This window comes from Arcticibacter tournemirensis, from assembly GCF_006716645.1.
Lineage (GTDB): Bacteria > Bacteroidota > Bacteroidia > Sphingobacteriales > Sphingobacteriaceae > Arcticibacter > Arcticibacter tournemirensis.
The window spans coordinates 3176373-3202408 of the sequence record NZ_VFPL01000001.1 but is presented as its reverse complement, the minus strand read 5'-3'; the positions used below and the strand labels follow the sequence as shown (position 1 = coordinate 3202408).

At 43.5% G+C, this 26036-nt stretch carries 23 protein-coding genes; 11 read left to right on the top strand and 12 right to left on the bottom strand.

Translation table 11 applies throughout. The features are described 5' to 3' along the window. Nucleotides 1–81 precede the first annotated feature (81 nt). On the bottom strand, nt 82–894 hold the full coding sequence (gene kdsA / locus BDE36_RS13520; protein WP_128767363.1) for a 3-deoxy-8-phosphooctulonate synthase: 813 nt from the start codon (nt 892–894) through the stop codon (nt 82–84). Then, complete coding sequence (recQ, locus tag BDE36_RS13515) at nt 894–3083, bottom strand: DNA helicase RecQ (RefSeq protein WP_141815295.1); 2190 nt, start codon at nt 3081–3083, stop codon at nt 894–896. The genes kdsA and recQ overlap by 1 nt, the downstream gene beginning before the upstream one ends. A gap of 95 nt (nt 3084–3178) precedes the next feature. Between recQ and BDE36_RS13510 the strand changes: the two genes are divergently transcribed. Together BDE36_RS13510 and BDE36_RS13505 are read left to right on the top strand one after the other, a co-directional pair. Continuing rightward, complete coding sequence (locus tag BDE36_RS13510; RefSeq protein ID WP_141815294.1) at nt 3179–4144, top strand: KpsF/GutQ family sugar-phosphate isomerase; 966 nt, start codon at nt 3179–3181, stop codon at nt 4142–4144. A gap of 77 nt (nt 4145–4221) precedes the next feature. Continuing rightward, nucleotides 4222–5304 (top strand): mannose-1-phosphate guanylyltransferase, encoded by a 1083-nt coding sequence (locus BDE36_RS13505; protein WP_141815293.1) that lies wholly within the window; start codon nt 4222–4224, stop codon nt 5302–5304. 146 nt (nt 5305–5450) lie between these two features. Here the strand turns inward: BDE36_RS13505 and rlmB are convergent, their stop codons facing one another. After that, nucleotides 5451–6212, bottom strand: coding sequence for a 23S rRNA (guanosine(2251)-2'-O)-methyltransferase RlmB (gene rlmB / locus BDE36_RS13500; protein ID WP_141815292.1), 762 nt, complete (start codon nt 6210–6212; stop codon nt 5451–5453). 257 nt (nt 6213–6469) lie between these two features. Between rlmB and dnaB the strand changes: the two genes are divergently transcribed. Then, complete coding sequence (gene dnaB / locus BDE36_RS13495) at nt 6470–8044, top strand: replicative DNA helicase (RefSeq protein ID WP_141815291.1); 1575 nt, start codon at nt 6470–6472, stop codon at nt 8042–8044. Here the strand turns inward: dnaB and chrA are convergent, their stop codons facing one another. Then, on the bottom strand, nt 8045–9220 hold the full coding sequence (gene chrA / locus BDE36_RS13490) for a chromate efflux transporter (protein ID WP_141816583.1): 1176 nt from the start codon (nt 9218–9220) through the stop codon (nt 8045–8047). A gap of 25 nt (nt 9221–9245) precedes the next feature. Beyond that, complete coding sequence (locus BDE36_RS13485) at nt 9246–9578, bottom strand: tetratricopeptide repeat protein (protein ID WP_141815290.1); 333 nt, start codon at nt 9576–9578, stop codon at nt 9246–9248. 246 nt (nt 9579–9824) lie between these two features. Here BDE36_RS13485 and BDE36_RS13480 point away from each other — a divergent pair, with 246 nt between their 5' ends. Together BDE36_RS13480 and BDE36_RS13475 are read left to right on the top strand one after the other, a co-directional pair. Further along, complete coding sequence (locus BDE36_RS13480) at nt 9825–10424, top strand: bifunctional nuclease family protein (RefSeq protein WP_128767356.1); 600 nt, start codon at nt 9825–9827, stop codon at nt 10422–10424. Nucleotides 10425–10480: 56 nt separating this feature from the next. Further along, entirely contained in the window at nt 10481–11755 is a 1275-nt protein-coding gene (locus BDE36_RS13475; protein WP_141815289.1) for a NupC/NupG family nucleoside CNT transporter, read from the top strand. A 153-nt stretch (nt 11756–11908) separates the two neighbouring features. Here BDE36_RS13475 and BDE36_RS13470 read toward each other — a convergent pair whose 3' ends face one another. Further along, nucleotides 11909–13198 (bottom strand): citrate synthase, encoded by a 1290-nt coding sequence (locus tag BDE36_RS13470; protein WP_128767354.1) that lies wholly within the window; start codon nt 13196–13198, stop codon nt 11909–11911. A 380-nt stretch (nt 13199–13578) separates the two neighbouring features. Here BDE36_RS13470 and BDE36_RS13465 point away from each other — a divergent pair, with 380 nt between their 5' ends. The 4 genes from BDE36_RS13465 (at nt 13579) to BDE36_RS13450 (ending at nt 16834) form a co-directional block, all read left to right on the top strand. Continuing rightward, nucleotides 13579–13959 carry a response regulator gene (locus tag BDE36_RS13465; protein WP_141815288.1) on the top strand — a complete coding sequence of 127 codons (381 nt, stop codon included), beginning with the start codon at nt 13579–13581 and terminating at the stop codon, nt 13957–13959. A gap of 17 nt (nt 13960–13976) precedes the next feature. Continuing rightward, on the top strand, nt 13977–15065 hold the full coding sequence (locus BDE36_RS13460; protein WP_141815287.1) for a sugar transferase: 1089 nt from the start codon (nt 13977–13979) through the stop codon (nt 15063–15065). 28 nt (nt 15066–15093) lie between these two features. After that, nucleotides 15094–16341 (top strand): metallophosphoesterase, encoded by a 1248-nt coding sequence (locus tag BDE36_RS13455; protein ID WP_141815286.1) that lies wholly within the window; start codon nt 15094–15096, stop codon nt 16339–16341. 70 nt (nt 16342–16411) lie between these two features. Beyond that, on the top strand, nt 16412–16834 hold the full coding sequence (locus BDE36_RS13450) for an acyl-CoA thioesterase (RefSeq protein ID WP_128767350.1): 423 nt from the start codon (nt 16412–16414) through the stop codon (nt 16832–16834). 62 nt (nt 16835–16896) lie between these two features. Here BDE36_RS13450 and BDE36_RS13445 read toward each other — a convergent pair whose 3' ends face one another. The 4 genes from BDE36_RS13445 to BDE36_RS13430 are packed head-to-tail and all read right to left on the bottom strand — an operon-like array spanning nt 16897 to nt 21411. Then, nucleotides 16897–18114: an ABC transporter permease gene (locus BDE36_RS13445; protein WP_141815285.1), complete on the bottom strand. Its 1218-nt coding sequence runs from the start codon at nt 18112–18114 to the stop codon at nt 16897–16899. Between the two features lie 6 nt (nt 18115–18120). Next, on the bottom strand, nt 18121–18870 hold the full coding sequence (locus BDE36_RS13440) for an ABC transporter ATP-binding protein (RefSeq protein ID WP_141815284.1): 750 nt from the start codon (nt 18868–18870) through the stop codon (nt 18121–18123). After that, nucleotides 18867–20084 carry an efflux RND transporter periplasmic adaptor subunit gene (locus BDE36_RS13435; protein ID WP_141815283.1) on the bottom strand — a complete coding sequence of 406 codons (1218 nt, stop codon included), beginning with the start codon at nt 20082–20084 and terminating at the stop codon, nt 18867–18869. Before BDE36_RS13435 ends, BDE36_RS13440 begins: the two co-directional genes overlap by 4 nt. A 7-nt stretch (nt 20085–20091) precedes the next feature. After that, nucleotides 20092–21411: a TolC family protein gene (locus tag BDE36_RS13430; protein ID WP_141815282.1), complete on the bottom strand. Its 1320-nt coding sequence runs from the start codon at nt 21409–21411 to the stop codon at nt 20092–20094. 281 nt (nt 21412–21692) lie between these two features. On the opposite strand from BDE36_RS13430, the gene BDE36_RS13425 reads away from it, so the two are divergent. Both BDE36_RS13425 and BDE36_RS13420 read left to right on the top strand, forming a co-directional pair. After that, nucleotides 21693–22760 (top strand): sensor histidine kinase, encoded by a 1068-nt coding sequence (locus BDE36_RS13425; RefSeq protein ID WP_141815281.1) that lies wholly within the window; start codon nt 21693–21695, stop codon nt 22758–22760. Continuing rightward, nucleotides 22757–23485, top strand: coding sequence for a LytR/AlgR family response regulator transcription factor (locus tag BDE36_RS13420; RefSeq protein ID WP_141815280.1), 729 nt, complete (start codon nt 22757–22759; stop codon nt 23483–23485). Before BDE36_RS13425 ends, BDE36_RS13420 begins: the two co-directional genes overlap by 4 nt. Before the next feature lie 15 nt (nt 23486–23500). Here BDE36_RS13420 and ade read toward each other — a convergent pair whose 3' ends face one another. Then, on the bottom strand, nt 23501–25150 hold the full coding sequence (gene ade, locus BDE36_RS13415) for an adenine deaminase (RefSeq protein ID WP_141815279.1): 1650 nt from the start codon (nt 25148–25150) through the stop codon (nt 23501–23503). A 79-nt stretch (nt 25151–25229) separates the two neighbouring features. Next, on the bottom strand, nt 25230–25883 hold the full coding sequence (locus tag BDE36_RS13410) for an outer membrane beta-barrel protein (protein ID WP_141815278.1): 654 nt from the start codon (nt 25881–25883) through the stop codon (nt 25230–25232). Nucleotides 25884–26036 lie beyond the last annotated feature (153 nt).

The following is a 26036-nucleotide window of genomic DNA, read 5'->3' as shown; positions in this document are numbered from 1 at the left end:
TTGCCGATGCTGTTCATACGAATCCGCCCCCGGAGCAAACGCGTCAGGGTCAACGATTGCTTCATTTTCTAAGTCAGGTAATTAAATCACAGCCTGGCGTATTCTTATCAGCTTCTCCAATAAGGGCTCAAGAACATTAAGATGAAGCATATTCGCGCCATCCGACTTTGCATATTCGGGCTCGGGATGCGTCTCAATGAATAAACCATCGGCTCCAACGGCTATGGCAGCTTTAGCAATTGTTTCTATCAGAGCTGGTTTGCCTCCTGTAACGCCGGTAACCTGATTAGGCTGCTGTAGGGAATGCGTACAGTCCATTACCACGGGTACGCCAAATGACTGCATTTCCGGAATGCCTCTGAAATCAACTATAAGATCCTGATAGCCGAATGTATTTCCCCGGTCAGTTAATATCACATTCGAATTGCCCGAATCTTTCACTTTATCAACAGCAAAACCCATTGAAGCGGCTGAAAGAAACTGGCCTTTTTTAATATTAACTGTTTTTCCGGTTTTAGCAGCAGCAATCAAAAGATCTGTCTGCCTGCAAAGAAATGCGGGGATCTGAAGCACATCAACGTAGCAGGCTGCCATTGCAGCCTCAACACTTTCATGAATATCAGTCACAGTAGGAACACCAAATTCACGGCTTACTTTAGCCAGAATCTTAAGTGCCTTCTCATCTCCGATTCCAGTGAACGAATCAATACGCGATCGATTCGCTTTCCTGTAAGAGCCTTTAAATATTAAGGGTATTTGTAGCTTATCGGTAATTTCAACAATACGTTCTGCAATTCTAAGAACTATATCTTCTCCTTCGATAGCACAAGGTCCGGCCATCAGAAAGAAATTGGAACTGTTGGTATATTTAATACCAGGAATATGATCTAACATTAATTTCCTAATTCAGATAAAAATTTAATACGCATCAGCTGAAGCTCTTCTCTGGTATAGTCATCTGTGCCAAGCTCCTTTAGAGCAGCATCAATGGAATCTACTTCAGTAGCTCTAAAATAGTCAAAAACCTCGTCCTGACGATCTTCATCAATCATCTCGTCGATATAATAACTGAGATTCAGTTTGGTTCCTGAGTTAACAATAGACTCTACCTCTCTTAAAATATCTTCGTAGGAAAGTCCTTTTGATGAGGCTATATCTTCAAGAGCGATATGCCGGTCGATGTTCTGGATAATAGATACTTTTAGAGCCGACTTGTTAGCGGCACTTTTGATAACCAGGTCCACAGGTCTGTCAATCTCATTATCTTCCACATATTTACTGATCAGATTTACAAACGGGGTTCCGAATTTCATCGCCTTACCCGAACCAACACCATGTATCTGCTTAAGCTCTTCAAGATTGACAGGGTAATGAATACACATCTCTTCAAGCGAAGGATCCTGGAATATTACAAAAGGGGGAAGGTTCTTTTGTTTGGCTATCTTCTTCCTAAGATCCTTAAGCATCTTCAAAAGCTCCTCATCGAGAGCAGCCGCGCCCTGTTGTGAACCTTCATCCTGGTCATCCTCGGCTGTTTCCATCTCTCTGTTGAGGACAAACTTAAGCGTATGAGGACTTTCAATAAACGATTTCCCCGACTTGGTCAGCCTTAACAATCCATAGTTATCGATATCCTTTGACAGATAATTATTAAGAAGAGCCTGTCTCATCAACGACTTCCATAAATGCAGGCCGTCCTCTTTGCCACTTCCAAATGCCTCAAGCTTATTATGATTGTAGGCCACTATCTGCGATGTTTCAATTCCCATTATTACATTGATAATATGCTGGTCGTCGAACTTTTCGCCCATTTCTCTGATAAGTTTCAGCGTATCCTTTAATTTCTGCGTGGCATCAAAATGAGATTTATGGGCACGACAATTGTCACACATGTTGTTACAGCCTGTCTCGTCAAAATTCTCGCCGAAATAATGCAGGATTTGTTTACGTCTGCATACTGCTGATTCAGCATAATCAATTACTTCTTTAAGGATCTGAGTTCCTATTTCCCTTTCGGAAACGGGCTTATCCTTCATGAATTTTGCAAGTTTATCAATATCCTTCTCGGAATAAAAAGCAACACAAAGACCTTCACCGCCATCACGACCTGCACGGCCCGTTTCCTGATAATATCCCTCCATGCTCTTTGGTATATCATGATGGATCACATATCTAACATCCGGCTTGTCAATACCCATTCCAAAGGCAATGGTGGCAACAATCACTTCCACTTCCTCCATAAGGAACTTATCCTGTGTCTCTGCCCTGGTTTTGGGATCCAGGCCTGCATGATAAGGTAACGATCTTATGCCATTGAGATTGAGGGCCTCCGAAACCTCCTCAACCTTTTTCCGGCTAAGGCAATACACAATTCCCGACTTTCCCTGATTGGCCTTAATAAACCGGATAATTTCTTTCATCACGTTCCGCTTTGCACGTACCTCGTAATAAAGGTTCGACCGGTTGAACGATGATTTAAATAAGGTTGCGTTGTTCATTTGCAGGTTCTTAATAATGTCCTGCTGAACTTTTGGTGTAGCTGTTGCGGTTAATGCTATAATGGGAATACTGTCACCGATATTACTGATAACCTGGCGTATTTTACGATATTCCGGTCTGAAATCATGCCCCCACTCCGAAATACAGTGGGCCTCGTCAACTGCGACAAATGAGACAGTGATCAACCGTAGAAAATCTATATTTTCAGCTTTTGAAAGCGATTCCGGTGCTACATACAGCAACTTGGTTTCTCCGCTTAATACATCCTGCTTTACTTTCGCTATCTCCGATTTGTTAAGTGACGAGTTTAAAAAGTGTGCTATACTTTCTGTGCCACCAAAGGCACGGAGCTGATCTACCTGATTCTTCATCAGGGCAATCAGCGGCGAAATAACAACCGCAGTTCCGCCGCTCATTAGCGCTGGCAGCTGGTAACATATGGATTTACCACCCCCCGTCGGCATTATTACAAATGTATCTTTCTTCTGTAAGATATTGGTTATTATTGCTTCCTGTTCGCCTTTGAAGTTATCAAAGCCGAAAAAATTCTGTAAATTATCAAATAATGATTTCTTGATCTCCATCGTCCTCCGTGGGAAAAAATTTAGAAAACCTAAACTTAACCCCAAAATAACATATTTTTGCCGTGAATTAGTATGTTTAATTAAAAAATTTCTAATTGAAAACAAATACTGAAGTATTACAAATAGCAAAAAGAACCCTGGAGGCAGAAGTCGAAGGAATATCAGGCCTCGCAGAAAGAATAAATAATGACTTTTATGTGATAATAGAGCGCATTCTCTCGCTAAAAGGGCGCGTCGTAGTTACTGGTGTGGGAAAGAGTGCGTTAATCGCTCAGAAAATTGTGGCAACCTTTAATTCCACTGGCACACCATCAGTATTCATGCACGCAGCAGATGCGGTTCACGGCGATCTTGGAATAATACAGAAAGACGATTTAGTGATCTGCATTTCGAAAAGTGGTAATACTTCGGAGATTAAAATTCTTGTTCCCTTACTCAAACATGGCGGAAACACATTGGTAGGAATGGTGGGCGATAAAGAATCTTATCTTGCCCGGCAGGCAGACTATGTGCTTGATACCACTGTAGAAAAAGAAGCATGCCCGCTTAACCTTGCCCCTACAACAAGTACCACCGCGCAGCTTGTTATGGGTGATATCCTGGCAGTATGTCTGCTCGAATGCCGTAGTTTCAGCAGCGAGGATTTCGCTAAGTTTCATCCCGGAGGATCCCTTGGGAAACGCTTGTATCTGAAAGTAAGCGATCTGTATATTAATAACGAAAAACCTGAAGTCCCACCCCATGCATCGGTCAAAGAGGTCATCATCGGCATTACAAGAGACCGGCTGGGCGCAACAGTTGTTGTTAATAAGGGAACGATAGAAGGGATTATTACTGACGGAGATATCAGAAGGATGATGGAGAAATACGACAGCGTTCACGGTCTGGAAGCCAAAGACATTATGTCAAAATCCCCTAGGAAAATTGAGAGCAGCGAGCTCGCAGTAAACGCACTTGAATTGATGCGATCAAATAATATCACTCAGCTTATCGTTGCGGATAATGGCGAATACAAAGGTGTAGTGCATTTGCACGATCTGCTAAAAGAAGGTATTATTTAAATACAGATTTAAGACGCTGTTGATGGATAAGGAATACCATTTCAAACAAAAACGGTACTAATCTTATTACAAGTTAAATGAAGAACTTTTATGCTGTTATTATGGCAGGGGGCATAGGAAGCCGTTTCTGGCCCATTAGCCGTACTGCTCATCCTAAACAATTTATTGATATCCTTGGTACCGGAAAAACCCTGATTCAACAAACGTATGAGCGCTTCTTAAAAATCGTCCCTGCCGGAAATATATATATCGTCACCAACGACAATTATAAGTCGCTGGTAGCAGAGCAATTGCCTCAATTGGCTGCCGACCAGATACTCGGGGAACCGGTAATGCGCAATACGGCTCCTTGCATCGCCTATGCTTGTCATAAAATCGCGATGCTGAATCCCGAAGCTTCTATCGTTGTATCTCCCGCAGATCACCTTATACTGGATACAGAGGAATTTGTCAAGGATATTAATTTCTCTCTTGATGCTGCATCGCGAAATAATTGCCTGATAACCCTCGGAATTAAACCGTCGAGACCTGATACTGGCTATGGTTACATTCAATTTACCCAGCACACCCTGGAGGGAAACCTTTACAAGGTGAAAACCTTTACCGAAAAACCGAATGCTGAACTGGCCAATACTTTTGTGCATAGCGGAGAGTTCTTATGGAATGCGGGCATCTTCGTATGGTCTGTTTCCTCCATACTGAATGCTTTTGATCAGCACCTTCATGAAATGAATGAGATATTCAAAGAAGGCGACAAAAACTTCAATACTCCTGCCGAGCAGCCTTTTATTCAAAATGCGTATTATCAATGTACCAATATCTCTATTGACTATGGCATTATGGAGAAAGCGTCAAATGTTTACGTTTTGCCAACAGACTTCGGCTGGTCCGACCTCGGTACCTGGGCTTCTGTTTACGAACTTTCAGAGAAAGATTACCTCGGAAATGCTGTACAGCATTCGAAAAAAGTCATGATGTACGATTCGTCAAATTGTATTGTTAATGTACCGCCTGATAAACTGGTAGTATTACAAGGCCTGGATGACTACATCGTTGTGGAAGCAAATAATACCTTAATGATCTGCCACAAAAGTCAGGAACAAAGAGTTAAAGAGATCGTCTCAGACGTAAAATCGAAATTTGGCACGGAATACATTTAGAGTTATGAGGTGTATGTTGTGGGTTGTGGGTTGTGAGTTGAATGTTGAGGTTGCGATGCAGGAAACTTAAAAAGCCTGTTACAGGCTTTCTCCATATCCCCGCTCTTTAATTGATATCCCTGCAACCCACAACCCACAACCTGCAATCACATTCTCTGTCTGACCACCTCATACAAAATGATTCCCGCAGAAACTGAAACGTTGAGTGACGCTATTTCGCCGTGCATTGGAATTTTTGCAAGATGATCAGCTGTACGTATTATTTCTGATGAAATACCGCTTTCCTCAGATCCCATAACAACAACCGTAGGAACCGTGTAGTTAACAGTATAAAGATAGTCGTTCGTCTTTTCGGTGCATGCCACTATTTGTAAGCCTGACTCGCGAAGGTAACGGCATACTTTTAGCAGACTGTCGTGACGGCACACCGGGATTTTAAAAAGCGCTCCTGCTGACGTTTTGATAGCGTCTGAATTGATCTGGGCTGAACCCTTTGCAGGAACAACAAGAGCATGAACGCCGGCACATTCTGCCGTTCTTGCAATAGCGCCTAGATTACGAACGTCGGTAATGCCATCCAGCAGCAGTATCAGGGGAACTTCTCCCCGCTCATACACTTCCTGAATTATATTTTCAATGTTCTGATAGGTTACCGGAGATATGATACCTATAACCCCCTGGTGGTTCTTACGGGTAATGCGGTTAAGCTTCTCTATGGGAACCGACTGAAAGACGAGCTGATGTTCTTTCAGAACAGCCTTCAGCTCAAGATACAGGCCTCCTGTAAGGCCTCTCTGCACGTAAACTGACTCAATATCTTTCCCGCTTTTTACGGCCTCAATTACCGCGCGGATTCCAAACACCATTTGGTTGTTTTCCTGCGCTGGCTTATCCGGGTTAGTGTTCATTAATAAAAATTTTAGCATGCAAAGTACTGATATTTTAATCAGAAATAGGCTTTTCCCGGTCGCTTTTATTTCGTTTCTAACAAAATCAAAAGTTATTAACATAAACTAAATAAGGCTGAGAGCCTCATCTTCTGGACTATTAACATATTTTCCACATTCAATTGTGAATAGAAAAGGCGGTTTTTTAACAAAAATAAGTAAGTGTAAAACTGCCCTTGTGTACAAACAAAACAAGCTTATTGTGTACTTTTGCAACGATGAGTTTAGAAAAGGAAAATCAAGGCAACTATTCAGGAAAAATTATGCCCTTTTCGGAGCGGCGTACCAAATTAAACAATTTGGTCAGTGGCCTCGGAAAACTTCCTCCCCAGGCTGTAGACCTCGAAGAAGCGGTGCTTGGTGCATTAATGCTTGAAAAAGATGCCCTTTCTGCCGTAATAGATATTCTTAAGCCGGAAGTTTTTTACAAAGAAAGTCATCAGAAAATATTTGAGGCTATACATGCCTTATTTCAGAAGTCATCACCAGTCGATATTCTTACAGTTACAGCTCAACTGCGGCAGCAAGGTGATCTTGAAATGATCGGCGGCGCCTATTACATTACAGAGCTTACCAACCGTGTGGTATCTGCTGCCAATATAGAATTTCACGCCCGCATTGTTTCTCAGAAATATATCCAGCGTGAGTTGATACGTATCTCTACGGATATCATTAGCAACGCTTATGAGGATACTACCGATATTTTCGACCTTCTTGATCTCGCAGAAAAGAATCTGTTCGATATAGCCCAGAACAACCTCAGACGGGATACGAGAAAAATGGACGACATCGTGCGTGAATCACTCGAATCACTCGAAAAGCTTCGTGATAAAGTTGACGGGTTAACGGGTGTTCCTTCGGGCTTTACCGCACTTGACAGGATGACTTCAGGATGGCAGCCTTCCGATCTTGTCATTATAGCAGCACGTCCGGCAATGGGTAAGACGGCCTTCGTTTTAAGTTGTGCCCGTAATGCGGCTGTACAATTTGGCAAGCCGGTAGTTGTATTCTCTCTGGAAATGTCATCCGTTCAGCTCGTTAATCGTTTGATCTCGGGCGAAGCAGAAATTGAGCAGGAAAAACTGCGTAAAGGCAGTCTTGCTGAGTGGGAATGGCAGCAGCTTCATTCGAAGATCGGCACGCTTACCGAAGCCCCCCTCTTCATCGACGATACCCCCGCTCTCAATATTTTTGAGTTCAGAGCAAAATGCCGGCGGTTAAAAGCTCAATACGATATTCAGATGATCATCGTCGATTATTTGCAGCTGATGCATGGTAAAGGCGAAGGAAAAGGCGGCGGAAACCGTGAACAGGAGATTGGTAGTATATCAAGAGCTTTAAAGTCTGTGGCAAAGGAGCTGAATGTTCCTGTGATAGCGCTGTCGCAGCTGAGTCGTGCAGTAGAAAGCCGCCCTGGCGCAAGCAAAAAGCCAATGTTGTCAGACTTACGTGAATCAGGATCCATTGAGCAGGACGCCGATATGGTATTGTTCCTTTATCGCCCTGAATATTATGGATTAACAGAGGATGAAGAGGGCCGATCGACTATTGGTGTAGGTGAAGTAATCATTGCGAAACACCGTAATGGCGAAACCGGAACCGTTCCTTTACGCTTCGTTGGTAAATACGTTAAGTTCGCCGACCTGGAAGAAGACTTTTCAGCTTCAGCTGCTTTATCTGGAGGTTCCGATCCTTTTGCCGGCATGGCGCCTTCATCCGATTTCGATAAACCAGGCAACTTTATCATCCGCCCCTCCAGGATGGATGATATAGATGAAGAACCTCCATTCTAGCTAGACCAGCAAACCCATCAGAACACCTGCTATAATCAGAAAGGGTGTCCTGATGTTGGTTAGATATAGAATAAGAAAAGTTGAGATCACCAGTCCCATAGACAGGAAGCTCACTCCTATCGGTTTCATTAGGAATATAAAGGCCGCTATAATAAAGCCTACAGCAACAGCATTAATTCCCGACAAAGAATTCTTTATTCTGGTGATCTTTTTCAGGTCACTCCAAAAAGGAACAAAAAATAATACAAGGATCGCTCCAGGTAAGTTAATTCCGAGGGTTGCTACAATGCTGCCTACAACTTGCCCCCCTATTCCACTGCCTGAATTTTTCATTGCCATTGCTCCTAAGAATGATGAAAACGAAAAGGTCGGCCCCGGTACGATTTGCTGAAAAGCATACCCTGTGATAAACTGCTCTGACGAAAGATAATGTTTCATCTCGACAAATTCGGTAAACATCAGCGGTACCAACACCTGTCCCCCACCAAAAATAATAATTCCGTTACGGTAGAAATTTTCGAAAAGACGAATAGGTAAACTGAACGGCGAGGTTTGATTTATAATTGCACCGAGAATCGCAAATACCAGCAGAACACCAAGGAAATAGAGTACTTTATTTCTGTTAATCCCAGCAAATAACTTTACCCTCAGCGCATTTTCCTCTGCAGTGGTTTCCAGAGCTGAAGAAATGATTCCTCCAATGAGTATAAGTATAGGAAACACAAATGCATTTTTGAGTATAAGAGTTACAATAACCGCTCCTATTGCAAGCCACATCGTTGTTCTCGTTTTTAAAACGGATCTGGCCAGAGTGAAAGCGGCATAGCCTACTGTGCCAACGGCAACAGGCTGAACAAATTGCAGAACGTGATCAAACCTTTCCTTCTGGCCAAGAGAAGAATATGCCAGGGCGATAAGACACATAGCAGTAGCGGAAGGAATGATCCAGACCAGGAAAGTAAGCAACGCCATCTGTAACCCACCCACCTTATAAGCAATACCTATAATCGTCTGTGTAGAAGAAGGGCCGGGAAGTATTTGAGTAAATGCATTAAGCTCAAGAAGATCACTTTCGCTGATATACTGTCTCTTTTTTACAAATTCTTTCAGAAGAATGCTGATATGTGCCTGCGGTCCGCCGAATGCGGTGAGCGTGAACAATGCGGCGTCACGCAAAAAAAGAAGTTTTCTGGCATTCAAATCAGTCGTCCTCGTAGTTTAAGTTTGCAGACCTGTACGCTGCCTGTAATTCTGATAGGGTGTGAGTGTTCCCGGCACGGCTGGCCACGTCCATTCCTTTCTGATAGGTCTTCAGCGCGTCTTCGGTTCTCTCCAGCCCCTCATATAGCTTACCCAAATGATAATAAGTCCCCACATAATCTTCATGATTTAAGACAAGGTCTTCAAAATATTTCAGAGCTGATTCTGTGTCGCCAAGATTTAAATACTCGGTAGCCAGTGCATACTTTAGAAAAGGGTCCGATGTTTCTTTTTCAGAAAATTCCAAAAGCTTTTGTAAACGAGCTGCCTTCATTTTAAAAAGATGCTTTTTTAAACTAAATTTGCAAAAAATAAATTATCCGTTGATGTTATTCTCCGAACAACTGCAAAAGTAAATTTACTAATGGTAAAGTACAACATTGCTTTTTCTATGCCATATCCTGGCAGGGCTTTTGCAAATAACGGCAAGATACAGGATTATCCTGGAACATACCTGACATATTAGTAAGGTTTTAAAATGCAGAATTTAAGCAACACAGAAGGTTAAGGCCAGTGAGACATGAAAAAAATTAAATTAGATATAGTAGGACTATCTTATAGCCAGACGCAATCGGGAGCTTATGCTTTGGTTTTGGGAGAAGTGAACGGTCGACGGCGGCTGCCAATTATCATCGGGGGGTTCGAAGCGCAAGCCATAGCGATCGAAATAGAAAAAATGACTCCCACCCGGCCCTTAACACACGATCTCTTTAAATCCTTCGCCTTATCGTTCGGCATCAATATTCAGGAAGTTATTATCTATAATCTTATTGATGGAATCTTCTATGCAAAGCTGGTGTGCAGCGACGGGAAGAAGACCATGGAAATAGACGCACGAACGTCCGATGCTATTGCACTTGCGGTACGCTTTGAGTGTCCTATTCATACATACGAGTTTATTTTATCGACAGCCGGAATAATGATTGAAGGAAATGACTTTGTTTTCCTTGAAAATATGGAAGGTACACCTGCAGACGAAAAAGTCGTAGAATCCTCTGTCAATTACGCCAGCATGAGCGATGATGAGCTAAAAGACAAACTACAGCAGGCGCTGTCGGAAGAGGCATACGAAAAAGCAGTAAAAATAAGGGACGAACTGTCCAGAAGAAAATCTTCATAATCATAGCAATTGCAATTCTCAATATATTACACCTTTATACTCCCCTTTTATAATTTATGGAACGATTTACAGGCATAATTGGTATCGTGCTGATTTTTGCCATCGCATTTTTGATGTCTAACAACCGTAAAGCCATCAACTACCGTCTTGTGTTTTCTGGTATTGCCATCCAGTTGTTGCTGGCAGTGTTTATCTTGAAAGTTCCTGTGGGCAAGCACATTTTTGCCTGGCTCGGAGCAGCCGTCACAAAAATCCTTAGTTTTTCGCAGGCAGGAGCCGACTTTGTGTTCGGTCCCCTGGTGAACAGGGAGTTTATGGGCAGAGCATTTGGGCCTGGCAATGAAATGATCTTCTTTTTCAGCATTATTCCCACTATCATTTTCGTCGCTGTGTTAGTTAGTGTTGCTTATTACCTTGGTATTATGCAACGCATCGTGAAAGTATTCGCCTATGCAGTTTATAAAATAATGGGAGTTTCGGGATCAGAAGCTCTATCGAACATTGCGAGTGCATTCGTTGGGCAGGTGGAAGCGCAGATTATGATCAAACCTTATCTTAAAGGAATGACCATGTCGGAGCTGCTGGCATCAATGACAGGTAGTATGGCCTGTATAGCAGGAGGAGTAATGGCTGTCTATATTTCACTTGGAGTACCAGCAGAATACCTCCTGGCAGCCAGTATTATGGCAGCGCCGGCAGCTTTAGTGATATCAAAAATAGTCTGGCCCGAGACCCAGGTGTCAGAAACGAAGGGCCAGGTTTCTTTAGAAATCAAAAAGACGAGTGCAAATCTCGTCGACTCCATTTCTCACGGAGCCAGTGACGGCTTAAAAGTCGGTTTAAATGTAATTGCTATGCTTATTGGGTTCATTGCCATCATTGCTCTGATAGACTACGTCCTGGGTTGGGTGGGTATGGGGCTCGGTAATATAGGAGTGTCTCTTTCCTATATAGGCATTGACGTTCATACTTTAAATCTCAAGCAGATACTGGGCGCATTTTTCTCGATTTTTGCATGGGCAATGGGCGTGCCCGGAAAAGATATTCAAACTGCAGGCTCCCTGATGGGCACAAAAATGGTGATCAACGAATTTGTAGCTTACCTCGACCTGGCAAAAGTGAAAGGCGTAATAGATCCCAAAACCCTCATCATAACCAGCTTTGCGTTATGCGGATTTGCTAATTTCAGCTCTATCGCCATTCAGGTTGGCGGCATCGGCGAACTCGCACCCGAACGCCGTACTGATCTTGCACGGCTTGGAGTCAAAGCACTCATCTGCGGAACCCTGGCCTCTTATCTTTCTGCAACTATAGCAGGCATTCTTTTGTAAGTTGAAAGCTGAAAGTTCAAAATGGAAAGTGAAAAGTCATACGTTTTAAGTTAACGATACGACTAAACTTCTTTAAATAAAAAAGCTGCGACGACATCGCAGCTTTTTTTACTTATTACATTAAACTTTCAACCTTCAACTCTCCACTGCGCCTTACCCTCTCTGGGATATCTCTACATATTCCCGTCTGGTTTCGCCGGTATAAATCTGCCTTGGACGGCCTATAGGCTCTTTGTTGTCTCTCAATTCAAGCCACTGGGAAATCCATCCCGGTAAACGGCCAAGGGCGAACAAAACTGTAAACATTTCTGTCGGGAACCCGAGTGCCCTGTAAATAATTCCAGAATAAAAATCGACGTTAGGATAAAGTTTGCGTTCCACAAAATAAGGATCGTGGAGTGCTGCTTCTTCAAGCTTTTTAGCTATTTCCAGAATAGGGTCGTTAATTCCGAGTTTCTCAAGAACATTATCACATGCCCGCTTAATGATCTTTGCACGGGGATCAAAGTTCTTATACACCCTGTGACCAAAACCCATTAGCCTGAAATCATCATCTTTATCTTTGGCTTTGTTAATCCATTTTTCTGTATCACCCCCATCATTCTTTATTCGCTCAAGCATTTCTATTACCGCCTGGTTGGCACCGCCATGCAGAGGTCCCCATAACGCAGAAATACCGGCTGAGACAGAAGCATACAGGTTACTGCCCGAAGATCCCACCATTCTAACGGTAGATGTAGAACAGTTTTGCTCGTGATCAGCATGCAGAATAAGAAGTTTATCAAGGGCATCTATCACTACCGGGTCAATAATAACTTCCTCCGTCAAGCGGCCAAAGGTCATGTGCATAAAGTTATTGACATATTTAAGCTTATGCTGAGGATAGATAAACGGCGCACCCAATGACCCCTTATAGATCCAGGAAACGATGGTGGGCATTTTAGCAAGCAGTTTTATCACCGCAAGATTAGTCTCTTCTTTTGTCGGATTCGGGTTAAGACTCTCAGGTGAAAATGCCGAGAGAGAGCTAACCAGTGAGCACAACTGACCCATTGGATGAGCATTATGAGGAAATGCATCGAAGAATTTCTTCATGTCCTCATGTAAAAGTGTCTGATGGCTGATCTTGTATTGAAAATCGTCAATCTGAGCCTGGGTAGGAAGCTCTCCGTAGATCAACAAATAAGCTACTTCAATAAAAGAAGCCTTTTCCGCAAGTTGCTCAATAGGATAACCCCTGTATTTTAATATACCTTGTTCCCCGTCAAGAAAGGTTATGGAACTGGTAGTGGCGCCAGTGTTTTTAAATCCAGTATCAAGTGTTATGTAACCACTTTGATCGCGAAGCTTAGAAATATCTATTGCTTTTTCATTTTCAGTACCAGTAATTACCGGAAGTTCATACGTTTTATCACCAAGAGTTAAAGAAGCTGTTTCTGACATATAATTTGGATGTTGTAACACAAAATTAAATAAATCTACCTTTCCCATCGCCTATTTTCAGCAGAGTATTGTAATTTTTTTGCAACGACTACTTCTGACTTTAGCGGAGAGTGGTTAATCGATTCTGAATAATTCCACTATTTATTAGGCCTGATAAGAATCAATATTTAGTAAAAGTAAAATTTTATTTTAAATATTTTAACAAATCGTAAGATTTATCGCAAAGTTTATAACAAAAACCAAAAAGTTGCCAACTGGTAGCTCTTTGAAGTATGTTTATAAATATTTACATTAGTAGAACTTTGCAACTTTATTTCCGTATACTGTCGAACACAAACGGTAATCTTGGAAACTGTCAAATTGAGGGGTAATGCTAACAAATGAAAAAGCAAATATTAGTAGTAGATGACGAAATCAGTATTCTAAAGCTCTTAAACTTTGTGCTTTCAAAGGATTATGAACTTATAATAAAAAATAGCGGTGTTGAAGCGATTGACTGGCTGGACCAGGGGAATGACCCCGATCTGATAATATCCGACCTTCAGATGCCGTATTTCGACGGAAGTTCGTTTGTGAGGAATTTAAAAATTAGCGGATATTACAGAGATACACCGGTTATTCTTTTGTCGGGGGCTGAAAACCTCGAAGAGAAGATAAATCAAATGCAGATTAAAGTGGAGAGCTTTTTAGAGAAGCCATTTAATCCCGCTACATTAAAATCCAGAATTGAAGCGTTGCTATCAACATTGGAAAAACAGTAATTTTACGGCAAAAATTAATGATTTTGGCACCTAACATTAATCTTTCTCACCGCACGGGCGTTAATGCAAAAGTGGTTTATGCAGGTACCGAACTGAGAGACTTTGTATTTTCACAACTGGCGGACCAGTTCGAGATGGATCCGTTTGAGCTCGATATCCAGTCGATAGAACAATATCTGAATGAACAATCTCTGCTCACATTACCCGACATCCTTCTTATCGAAGCGGATAATAATGGTCTGTGGATTGAATTCGTACGTAAGATAAAAGCAAACCATCTGCTGCATGGAATGATCATTGTCGTTTTATCTGCTTTTACAAATAAAACATGGAAGGCAGAAGCTATGACTTTGAAGGTCCACGACTTTTACACCTACCCATTTCCCGCAGAGGATCTTTGCGAACGGCTGATATTCCTCGTTAAATTTAAACTTATCAGGCCGCGTCTTACAGAACTTTCCAAACAGGTAGACGTGGTATACAACATACCGCCCACGAAAAGGATCTTCGATATTTTAGTATCGGGCATATCATTGCTTATTCTGGCGCCTTTCTTTCTCATCATTGCGATACTTATCCGGCTGGAATCCAAAGGCCCGGTTATCTATAAAAGCAAGCGTGTTGGTACAGGTTATAGAATATTTGATTTTTATAAGTTTCGGTCAATGCGAAGCGGCGCTGATAAAGAGATTAACAACCTAAGCAATCTCAACCAGTACGCAGCTGAAGAAAGCGGGAAAGCCGCATTTGTTAAGATCAAAGACGATCCTCGTATTACGAAAATAGGAAAGTTCATACGCAATACCAGTATCGACGAACTTCCCCAGTTGTTCAATGTACTGAAAGGTGATATGTCGATGGTCGGAAACCGCCCCTTGCCACTTTATGAAGCCGAAATGCTCACATCTAACGAGTGGACTACCCGTTTCCTCGGTCCGGCTGGGTTGACCGGATTATGGCAGATAAGTAAGAGAGGTAAAATGGATATGTCTGAAAGAGAACGAAAGAAGCTGGATAATTTTTACGCATCCAATCATTCTTTCTGGCTCGATATGAAAATCATCCTCAAGACGTTTCCAGCACTTTTGCAAAAGGAAGAAGTGTAACGCGGGTTGCCGAATAAGTAGAATTTAAATGAGAAGTTCAAGTTCGAGGTGGATCATTTCCATGCTCCTGTTACTGGCCGACTGGTACATATTCGGCGCACTGCGCTTCATCTGCAGCAACATTCCCGAAAGCCTGCGTGCAACGGTTTACCTGATTTACTGGCTTCTGACGGCACTCAGTATTTCCGCCCTGGTGTTATTCCCTTATATCCAATCGCTAAGTACCCTGAAAAAGTTCCGGAACGATCTGTTTACCATGCTGACTGGGTTGCAGCTTTCAAAGATCGCAGCCCTGGCTGTTTTCTTTATAGATGATTTTCGCCGGCTATTAATATGGTTAGCAAGAGCGCTACAGAACGGCGGTACGGCAGGTATAGAGGTAAACCGCTCTGTCCTTCTTACATCTATGGGATTCTGTATCGGCGGCGGCTTGTTTTTAGCTTTGTTATGGGGTTATACAAACAAATACCGGTATAGGGTAAGGCACATAAAATTGAAGTTCGCCTCGCTCCCATCCGGCTTCAGGGGAATGAAATTCATACAGATCAGCGACATCCACAGCGGCAGTCTTCAGAATAAAAAAAGCGTAAACAAAGGTATTGACCTCATCCTGAAAGAGAAGCCAGAAATGGTTCTTTTTACCGGCGACCTTGTAAATGACCGGGCTGTCGAAATGGACGAATATATGGACGTGTTCAGCAGGATAAAAGCGCCGCTTGGAGTATACAGCATTTTAGGCAACCACGATTATGGCGACTACTATTGGGGAACCTATCCGCAGGGCCAGGCAGCTATTGATAAAAAGGAAAACCTCCACCGGTTGAAGCAAATACACAAAGAACTGGGCTGGCGGCTGCTGATGAATGAGCATGTGGCGATAAAGCGGAATGGCGACGAAATTGCGCTATTAGGGATCGAGAATTGGGGAGCGAAAGCAGGCTTTCCGAAATACGGCCAGATGAACAAGGCTTACCCCGGCTCCGAAAAATACCCCTTTAAAATATTAATGAGCCACGACCCCAGTCACTGGAAAGCGGAGGTAAAAGTACAATATCCGGATATCAACCTAACCCTTTCAGGTCATACACACGGAATGCAGTTTGGGATAGAGCTTGGGGGTATCAAATGGAGTCCTGTTCAATGGGTCTATAAAGAGTGGGCTGGACTATATGGCTCTGGCGATCACAAGCTCTACGTAAACCGGGGCTTTGGCTTTCTGGGTTATCCGGGCAGGGTGGGCATCCTCCCCGAAATAACCGTTTTTGAGTTTGTTTAAGAATACAGCAGCTTAAATTGCTCAGCCTTGTTTTAATAGTCGGATCAATATAGCAACTTTGTACTCAGAAATGAGCACCGAAAAAAAATACAGCAGGTTTCGCACAGAATTTAAAGTGAGACCCGATGACATCGACATGTTTCACCATGTACATAACAGTAAGTATTTTGACTATGTCCTTGCAGCCAGGTACGAGCAAATGGAACAATACTATGGAATGCCCATGGAGGAATTTCTGAACCAGGGCTATGGATGGGTGGTTAAAACAGCATATGTTGATTATAAACGACCTCTTGGTATGGGCGACATTATTATTATTGAGACCGGCATCACGGAATTAAACGACAAAGGCTGCCGCGTTGAGTTTAAAATCAACAACAAGAAAACGACCAAGCTTTGCTGCGACGGCTGGTTTGACTATGTCCTGATCGATACTAAAACAGGCAGGAGCGCAAAAGTTACGGAAGAAATGATTGAGAAATACTCAATTTAGAGTTTTGTAAGTTGTATGTTGCGGGTTGTGTGTCGTAAGATTCTCAAGCACCGTTAAGGATATTATTCATACCTAAGAGCTTCGATCGGATCGAGCTTCGATGCCTTTTGTGCAGGATAGTATCCAAAGAATATACCGGTCAGAGCACATACTATAAAGGAGATGATGATCGACGACTCCGAAATGATCGTTGGCCAGTTAAGAGCGGAAGCAATGCCCAGCGCGGCTGAAACACCCAGAACAACCCCGATCAGCCCGCCCGTAACGCTGATCATTATCGCTTCGATAAGGAACTGAAGTAGAATATCAATTCCCCGCGCTCCTATAGACATGCGAAGGCCAATTTCTCTGGTACGTTCTGTAACCGACACATACATAATGTTCATAATACCAATCCCGCCAATAACAAGGGAAATACTTGCAACAGCCGTTAGAAGGCCGGTCAACATGCTGCTGGTTGAACCAAGCGTCTTAATCAGCTCAGCCTGGCTCCGCACAGCAAAATCATCTTCCTCACCCTGCCTCAGTCTGTGGGTCTGACGCAGGATAGTACTTATTTCGTCGGTAGCAGCGTCAGAAACAGCCTCACTTTTGGCAGAAGTATAAATACTTTGAAGATAGGTTGCCGCTAGTATTCGTTTCATAACCGTCGTATATGGGGCCAGGATAATATCGTCCTGGTCCTGCCCAAAGCTACTTTGCCCTTTTTCCGATAGAACTCCTATCACCTTAAAAGGAATCTTATTAAAACGAATGATCTTTCCGATAGGGTCCTCGCCGGTAGAAAACAGATTTTTCACAACCGTTTGTCCCAGGAGGCATACTTTAGCCGAAGAACGGACGTCATCATCAGAAAAAACAATACCGTCTTTCAGGCTCAGCTTTCGGATCTCCAGATAATCGGGACTTACTCCCTGTATAGAGGTCGACCAGTTAAGCGCTCCCTTTATTACCTGTCCGCTTGAAGCCACCTGCGGCGATACCGCTGTAACATTAGTAGCTCCCTTCTGAATAGCCTCCGCGTCCTTGAGTGTGAGGGTTTGAAAGCTGCTCCCAGCCATTCTCACCCCAGGTTCGTTGCTCGAAGGCATGATGGTGAGCATATTCGAACCCATGTTCGACAAGGACGTCTGAATACTTTCCTTAGAGCCCTCACCTATCGACATCATTGTAATAACGGCTGCAACACCTATAATAATCCCAAGCATTGTTAAAAATGCCCGCAGCTTATTGCGCTGTAATGCTCTCAGAGCTATTCTTATCAAATTTGCCGGATTCATAATCTACTAATAATCATCCGAAACCGGCAGTAACTCTAAAGCTTCACTGGCCGATTTCCTGCTTTCATTCAAACTGTCTTTCTGCAATCTCCCGTCACGCAGCATGATCGTCCTGCTGCTGAAACCAGCTATATCCGGTTCATGCGTCACAAATACGATCGTTTTCTTTTGTTGCTGATTCAGATCCTGCATCAGAGCCATAATTTCATAAGAAGTCCTGGTATCCAGATTACCTGTCGCCTCGTCAGCAAGGATCATCACCGGCTCGTTCACCAATGCCCTTGCAATGGCTACTCTCTGCTGCTGTCCGCCCGAAAGCTGGTTAGGAGTATGATCTAAACGATCGGCAAGTTTTACTGCCTCGAGTGCATACACCGCCCTTTCCCTACGTTCTTTTGCCGAAACAAAAGAGTTGTAAAAGAGTGGTAGTTCCACATTTTCGAGGGCGCTCGTTCTCGGCAACAAATTATAGGCCTGAAAAATAAAGCCAATTTTCCTATTTCTGAAACGTGACAGGTCATTCCGGTTAAGTCCCTTAATATTGACACCATCCAGCAGATACTTGCCATCTGTAGGCTGATCGAGGCAACCAAGAATATTCAGCATCGTAGTTTTCCCCGAACCGCTGCTTCCCATAATCGTTACAAACTCTCCCGCTTCGACATTAAATGAAACGCCCTTTAATGCCCTTACGACTTCAGAACCTACCAAAAACTCCCGTTTGAGGTTCTCTATTTCTAAGATTTTCCTGCTCATTTCTTTCTTCCTGGAGGTTTAGGCATGAATGGGCTCGACGCAGCACCAGTAGCTGCAGTAACTCCGCTCTGCATGCCAGTTATCAATACGTCGTTTGCATTTAGCCCATTAAGCACCTCTACCTGCGTATTATTATTTAAACCCGTGCTTACTTTTTTCTGCACAATTTTATTTGCATCCAAGATCCATACGTACCCCTCATTGTCGTTGGTTGTCGTCTGAGATGCTTCCCCTGATTTACCACCAGGATGAGGATAAGAATGCTTTAAGGGAACAACAACGTATTGACGACCAAGTGAAGAATCAGGGCTATATTTTAAGGCCTTTGCCGGGATTAAAAGTGCATTTCTCGATTCTTTCGTATAAATGGTGATATTTGCGGTCATTCCCGGCTTCAGCTTCTTATTCTCGTTAGGCGCATTGATGATTGTGGTATAGGTTACAACATTAGAGGATACTACGGGACTCAGTCTGATTTCTTCAACAGTACCCTCAAACAAATCCTTCAGATACGCATCAACCGTAAAGGTTGCCCTCTGGCCTTTCTGCACGTTTCCAATGTCGGCCTCGTCCACTTTTGCCTGAACTTGCATCTTTGTTATATCCTTAGCAATTGTAAACAAAGTAGGAGTATTAAAACTTGCCGCAACTGTTTGTCCTACACTTACCGTCCTGTTTAATATCACGCCATCTACCGGTGCATATATTTTGGTAAATGAAAGATTCCGTTGAGCCGAGTAAAGCTGCGCCTGGATATTTCTGACACCCGCCTTCGCATTATTATAACTGTTCAAAGCCAGTTCATATTCCGCACGACTCACAGAGCCCGTCTGGTAGAGCTGTTTTTGCCTGTTGAAGTTGCTTTCCTGGTATACCTGATTGCTTTTTGCTTCAGCCAGGCTCGCCTTAAACTGATCAACCGTTGCCTGCATCAGTGAAGGATCAAGAACAGCCAGCAACTCCCCTTTTTTCACACTCGAATTATAATCAGCGTGCAGTTCTTCGATGGTTCCCGACACCCGGCTTCCCACAGAAGTGGTATCTACAGGCTGGATGGTACCGGTAGCAGTAACTGACTCAGAAATGCTGCCTCTCTGCGGCTTCTCTGTCTCGAACGTAATAACCTGTTCCTTCTTTCTAAAGAACAACAGCCATAGTACCACAATGAATACCAGGCCCAGTATCAGAAAAATTATTTTTTTGCTTTTTTTCATATTCGCACTAAAGTTTCATAGGAATTCCTGAGTAAAAGTCATATATACCGACCGAAAGAGCGGCGTTGTACTTAGCCTGTATATACTGTTGTAAAGCCTGTACATATGAGTTTCGCTGCTGATAAAAATCGTAGACATTGGCGGCCCCCAGCCTGAGTTCTTCATTAGCAATCCGGTATACCTCCTTGCTGTACTGAAATTGCTCTGCCGCAGCCTTATACTGACTTTGTGCATTAACAGCCTTTATATAAGCCTGTTCTACAGTTTGCGACAAAACGGTACGGGTGTTTTCTAAAGTAAGGTTTGCCTGATCAATGTTAATCTTTGCCAGTTCTACATTTGTCTTATTAGTTCTTTTAGTGAAGATTGGCACCGACAGCGTCACTCCGATCTGTTGCGAAAAATTATCGCCGAGCTGGCCCAGTGAGGCATTGTAGGAGCTATTGCCGGCATAGCTTGTTCCAAGGTTTGCTCCGACCGTAAGTGCAGGCTTATAGCCCGCCTGTGCTTTGTCCAGACCGAGCTGGGCGCTCTGAAGCCCAAGCTCACTGTTTTTTACTTCTGGACGGTTCTGCAGGGCATAGTGTCTCACCTGTTCGAGAGACGGAATTACCACTTCAGCAATAACAGTATCAGGTTTCGCTATGTCCACATTCGTTTCGTGCGGAAGCTGAAGCAACTGTTTAAGCGCCAGCAGATCCTGCCTCTGTGCGTTTTCCGAAGAAGTAAGAGTATACTGATCATTTGCGAGCTGAGCTTCAAACTGAACCACATCGCGGCGGGCTATACTTCCCGCCTTGTAACGCTCCCGCGCCTGCTCCAGTTGAGCAGTCGAAGTATACACCAAATCCCGCGAGTAAACGACGCTCTCCTTATCAAGCAGAATATTGAGGTATGCCTGTGTGATCTGGAGGGTAAGGTCGTTTTCCTGTTCAAGAACGCTCATGTTGGCCTGCTGCATCAACAGATCCTGCTGCCTGATATTGGTCTTCAGATAACCGCCGTTATAAAGTGTCCACGACGTACTCAGGCCGTAAGATCCGGAAGAACTGCCGCCGCCGGTCTCCACGTGGCGGAGCGTCTGATTTGCAGAACCATAAAGATCAGGCAGGATCGCCGCCCTGGCGAGCAGAAGATTTTGCTCACTGCTCTTCTTGCTCAGCCTTAACGAGTTGATTTTAATGTTATTCTTTCTCGCATAATTCAAGCATGTCTGCAGATCCCATACTTCGGGCAAGTCCGTCGCGTTTGTATCCTGGGCATCTGCCCTGAAGCACATCAGGCAGATAAAGCAGAAAATGAGTTTTTTAACAATCTTATAAACCATGTAAATATTTGAATCAATTTAAACGTCAGGCCATGTTAAGCGTTGACTAATTCAAAACAACGAGTGTTATTTTATAAAAATGAACAGAATAGACATAGGCCCGATGAACATAGACAAGTGTTCGTACTTTACAGATAAAGGTGGTAATTGAGCTTGTATCCACATTCAATTACAAGTAGCGACGACAAAAACCAACCCTCCGGCAGGAAAAAGATCCCTTCAGCCGATTTTTAAGCATTGGTACAAAAATCTTGAGTATACTTGTTTAGCCGATAACAATTATGATACAGAACGAAAAGAACCCTTGGATAACAATTGTGGTGCAAGTGATGCTCTGGCTCCTGTTCGGATTACTTCTGCTGTTATACCTACCCTCAACCTGGGGGGTACGATTACCGGCAGAATTCTGGATCAAGCAGACCGAAATATTTGTTCTTCTTACGACAGCATATTACCTCAACTCTATCATTATAGTGCCTAGGGTGCTATTAAAAAATCACATTCTCGGGTTTATACTACTGGTTATTTTACTCTCCGCGGGAATAACCCTTATTTTGCAACTTTCAGAACGCGCTCTTCACTTGCCTGAGCTCATGGATAAAACATTGAGGAAGCCTGGATCAAACAGGCCTGTCCGCCCGCCCTTCGATATCTTCATCCTGATGGTTTCGTTTCTTATACTGGGTATCAGTACCAGTGTAACAGCCATTCAGAAGAGCCAGCAGGAAGCAAGAAAAAGGCAATTGCTTGAGCAGGAAAAGGTCAGCTCAGAACTCTCCTACCTCAGGGCACAGATAAATCCGCACTTCTTTTTTAATACTCTCAATAACATTTATGCCCTAACCCATATTGACGTAGAAAGTTCGAGGCAGGCACTGCACAAGCTTTCGCGCATGATGCGTTACCTGCTTTACGAAACACAGAGCCAGTCGGCCCTTCTAAGCAAGGAAATTTCCTTTATAGTAGACTACATCGAGCTAATGAAGCTAAGGCTCACAGATAAAGTAACCGTTCAGTTTAATGCCCCGTCGCTAGCCAACGACCCGCAAATAGCACCGATGCTGCTGCTTCCCTTTGTAGAAAACGCCTTTAAACACGGAGTAAGCGCACTGCAACCCGGCTATATAAATATTGACATAAACGTTAATGCAAGGATTTTGAAACTCGACATACGCAATACCGTTTATTCCGAAAGGAGCGTGGTGCTGGAGGAAGAAAGCAGCGGAATTGGAATGAACAACACAAGAAGAAGACTAGATCTGCTTTACCCAGGAAAATATACCCTTGAAGCGGCAGAAAAGTCCGCCGCCAGGGAATTCCGTGTTAACCTAACTCTCGATTTATCATGATATTAAAATGTATAGCCGTAGACGATGAGCCTTTAGCCCTCGGGCTGATATGCAGCTTTATTGAGCAAACACCATTCCTACAGCTGGTGGGAAAATACAGCAGTGCTGCTGAAGCACTCCAGAACCTGCATGAACTGAAGCCCGATATACTCTTCCTCGACGTTCAGATGCCCGACCTCAGTGGCATGGAACTGGCTCGCATACTTAGTAAGACGTCGTCGTCTCCTGCTATCATCTTCACTACTGCATTTAACCATTTCGCCCTCGAAGGTTATAAAGTGAACGCCTTGGATTACCTGTTGAAGCCTTTTAATTATGAAGAGTTTCTGGGAGCGGCAAACAAAGCACTCTCGCTGAAAGAACTCAAAGAAGCCTTCGGAACCAGCAAAGATACAGAAGGGTACAGCCACTGCCTTTTTCTAAAGTCGGAATACCAATTAGTGAAGGTACAATACAAGGACATCCTCTATATCGAGGGACTGAAAGACTACGCGAAAGTATATCTCAATACCGGCGAGAAACCTATACTCTCCCTAATAAGCCTTAAATCACTCGAGCAAAAGCTACCCTCTCAGCAGTTTATACGCGTTCATCGTTCATACATTATTCCCCTCGACAAAATCAAATCCGTTACCCGCAACACCGTCCAGATCGGAGATAAATATATCACAGTAGGAGATCAGTACAAAGAAGCGTTTAACAACTTCCTGAGCCGCTGGATGTGATTAAAAATGAAGTATTCAGGTTACAATGGTATATAAATGCCTAAATTTAAGCCCGTCAAATAATCCTTTATCGCTTAATTTCAGTTCAGGAATAACGAGAAGGGACATGAACGACAGTGTCATGTAGGGTGAAGCAAGCTCAGAACCAAGGGCTTTTGCTGCTGCATCCATCTCTGAATATTTCCGGGCGACCTCATAACCATCGCTATCCGACATCAGTCCTCCGACAGGAAGAGCTAACAGTTGTTCTTCCTTTCCGTTGACGAGTGAAATGCCGCCCTTACTATTAATGAGAAGATTTACGGCGGAACAGATACTGGCCTCGTCCACCCCTACGGCTACTATATTATGACTATCGTGCGCCACCGAAGATGCAATTGCACCGGTCTTCAGGCCAAAGTTCTTAATAAAAGCAGTAGCCACAGGTGCATTCTGATAACGGTTTACAACTGCTATTTTTAACAGGTCTCTTTCGCTATCGCTTTGGATATTGCCATCTATGATTTTCGGCTCCATATATAAAGTTCCAGTAATCAGCTGGCCGTCGCGTGCTTCGATCACCGGAATTTCCTTGGGAGATACACTAATAGCTGAAGCTGGAACCGTAAAATCTGCTGCGGTCTTCTTGCTGCAATTGAAGTTATTGATCATATCTCCTGTATGCTTGCCGCGGGGAATATATGTCCTTCCGTTTTCGGCGACGAGTCGGCCGTCGATATATGTTTTCAGTACTTCGAAGTTAGTAAGGTCCTTCACGATCAGGAAGTCGGCGGGATCCCCCGACTTTAACAACCCCACCTTTAGCCGGTAGTGTTCCACAGGGTTGATACAAGCGGCACGTAGTACTTTAAATATATCTATCCCTTTTGCCACTGCTCTCGCGCAAAGCTGATTAATATGTCCGGCAGCAAGACTATCGGGATGCTTGTCGTCGCTGCAGAACATAACCCGCTCTGAATACTGGTCGATCAGGCAGACCAGCGCTTCAAAATTCTTTGCCGCACTTCCTTCCCTGATCAGGATCTTCATTCCATAACCTAACTTCTCAAGCGCTTCTTCTTGGGTGAAACACTCGTGGTCTGTACTGATTCCCGCACCGACGTATTTCCTGAGAGCCTCTCCCCTTAGCCCAGGCGCATGGCCATCTACCGGTTTTCCGATCCGGCGTGCAAGGGCTATTTTTTTCATAAGGTCCTGATCCTGATTTAGCACGCCGGGGAAGTTCATCACCTCCGTCAGATAACCAATGTCGCCATCCATTAAAAGGCGTTCTATTGCGTCTGCATCTAAAGTTGCTCCCGAAGTTTCAAAAACCGTTGCCGGAACACAGGACGGAGCGCCAAAGCAGAACTTAAAGGGTACCGTTTTGCCATTCTCGATCATAAATTCCACGCCGGTCACGCCACATACGTTAGCTATCTCGTGCGGGTCGCTTACAGTCGCTACTGTCCCATGTACTACCGCAAGTCTGGCAAATTCGGAAGGTATAAGCATCGAACTCTCAATATGCACATGCGCATCGATAAATCCGGGAAGAATGTAATGTTCTGCGGAATGCTCAGTCGGTTCAACAGATGCAATTTTCCCGTTCAGCACATGCACTTTAGCCGCATAGATTCTTCCTGCAAATACATCTACCAAATTCCCCTGAACAAAATATTCCATGCAACAAAAATGTTAAATTAATCTGTCCGTTTGCAAAACGAATAAATATACATTTAAACTGTTGAATAGAGTACTTTGCTCAGAAAATGAAACCTAATTCAAGCGAAACACCCCGGTTTTTCGACCTATAATATGGATTTGGATCAATATCTTTTAAACCGTATTGATAGTTTACATTAAACGTGAACTTTTTTAATTTATAGCCAAATAACATGCTGGCGCCGTAATCATATTGCTCCCAGTCATCATTTTTCTTACTGGCAGAGCTTATATAAGAACTGCCGAACTTAAGGTCATCTTTAACAGAACCGCTTTCGTATGTTCCCTTCAATGCCCTGGCGAAGTAACCTCCCGCACCTAAAAAGAAGTTCCTGTATTTAGCAATGAGATTTATCGGAGCCTGAAGGTATGTCACTCTGTATTCCACATCGTCACTACCGCCGGTAGAGGCGCCTTTCTGCTGTCCCTTCGTAGTTAACTCTAGTCCCGGTTGAACCGACAAGACACTGGTGAGCGGGACGTCCACTATGACGGTAACGCTGTAAGATCTGAAGTTTTTCATTTTTGGCGGATTTACCTCGTCAAAAGTACTCGACCTCGTTGTACTGTTATTATTAATACCGACCTTGATTCCGTAGGTAACTTTAGAGGAATCCTGAGCGTTTACAATGCCGGCTGTAAGAACAAGAAGCAAAAGCGCCGGAAGTTGGGTTTTCAATTTTTTACTTTCCATCGTGATAAAGCGAATCAAAAGGTTGTTTCACTCCGTAAAAATCGTTTTTAAAAACATAAAAACCAGCACATTAACATCTTTTAACATCGTCACTGCACGCCTCAAAACGCAGAAAAGGCCGGTTTTGCAAACAAAAAACCAGCCTTAATACTT

Coding starts and splice junctions, on each gene's coding strand:
- kdsA (WP_128767363.1), bottom strand. CDS start 894: ATGTTAGATCATATTCCTGGTATTAAATATACCAACAGTTCCAATTTC.
- recQ (WP_141815295.1), bottom strand. CDS start 3,083: ATGGAGATCAAGAAATCATTATTTGATAATTTACAGAATTTTTTCGGC.
- BDE36_RS13505 (WP_141815293.1), top strand. CDS start 4,222: ATGAAGAACTTTTATGCTGTTATTATGGCAGGGGGCATAGGAAGCCGT.
- rlmB (WP_141815292.1), bottom strand. CDS start 6,212: ATGAACACTAACCCGGATAAGCCAGCGCAGGAAAACAACCAAATGGTG.
- dnaB (WP_141815291.1), top strand. CDS start 6,470: ATGAGTTTAGAAAAGGAAAATCAAGGCAACTATTCAGGAAAAATTATG.
- BDE36_RS13485 (WP_141815290.1), bottom strand. CDS start 9,578: ATGAAGGCAGCTCGTTTACAAAAGCTTTTGGAATTTTCTGAAAAAGAA.
- BDE36_RS13480 (WP_128767356.1), top strand. CDS start 9,825: ATGAAAAAAATTAAATTAGATATAGTAGGACTATCTTATAGCCAGACG.
- BDE36_RS13475 (WP_141815289.1), top strand. CDS start 10,481: ATGGAACGATTTACAGGCATAATTGGTATCGTGCTGATTTTTGCCATC.
- BDE36_RS13470 (WP_128767354.1), bottom strand. CDS start 13,198: ATGTCAGAAACAGCTTCTTTAACTCTTGGTGATAAAACGTATGAACTT.
- BDE36_RS13465 (WP_141815288.1), top strand. CDS start 13,579: ATGAAAAAGCAAATATTAGTAGTAGATGACGAAATCAGTATTCTAAAG.
- BDE36_RS13460 (WP_141815287.1), top strand. CDS start 13,977: ATGATTTTGGCACCTAACATTAATCTTTCTCACCGCACGGGCGTTAAT.
- BDE36_RS13455 (WP_141815286.1), top strand. CDS start 15,094: ATGAGAAGTTCAAGTTCGAGGTGGATCATTTCCATGCTCCTGTTACTG.
- BDE36_RS13450 (WP_128767350.1), top strand. CDS start 16,412: ATGAGCACCGAAAAAAAATACAGCAGGTTTCGCACAGAATTTAAAGTG.
- BDE36_RS13445 (WP_141815285.1), bottom strand. CDS start 18,114: ATGAATCCGGCAAATTTGATAAGAATAGCTCTGAGAGCATTACAGCGC.
- BDE36_RS13440 (WP_141815284.1), bottom strand. CDS start 18,870: ATGAGCAGGAAAATCTTAGAAATAGAGAACCTCAAACGGGAGTTTTTG.
- BDE36_RS13435 (WP_141815283.1), bottom strand. CDS start 20,084: ATGAAAAAAAGCAAAAAAATAATTTTTCTGATACTGGGCCTGGTATTC.
- BDE36_RS13430 (WP_141815282.1), bottom strand. CDS start 21,411: ATGGTTTATAAGATTGTTAAAAAACTCATTTTCTGCTTTATCTGCCTG.
- BDE36_RS13425 (WP_141815281.1), top strand. CDS start 21,693: ATGATACAGAACGAAAAGAACCCTTGGATAACAATTGTGGTGCAAGTG.
- BDE36_RS13420 (WP_141815280.1), top strand. CDS start 22,757: ATGATATTAAAATGTATAGCCGTAGACGATGAGCCTTTAGCCCTCGGG.
- ade (WP_141815279.1), bottom strand. CDS start 25,150: ATGGAATATTTTGTTCAGGGGAATTTGGTAGATGTATTTGCAGGAAGA.
- BDE36_RS13410 (WP_141815278.1), bottom strand. CDS start 25,883: ATGGAAAGTAAAAAATTGAAAACCCAACTTCCGGCGCTTTTGCTTCTT.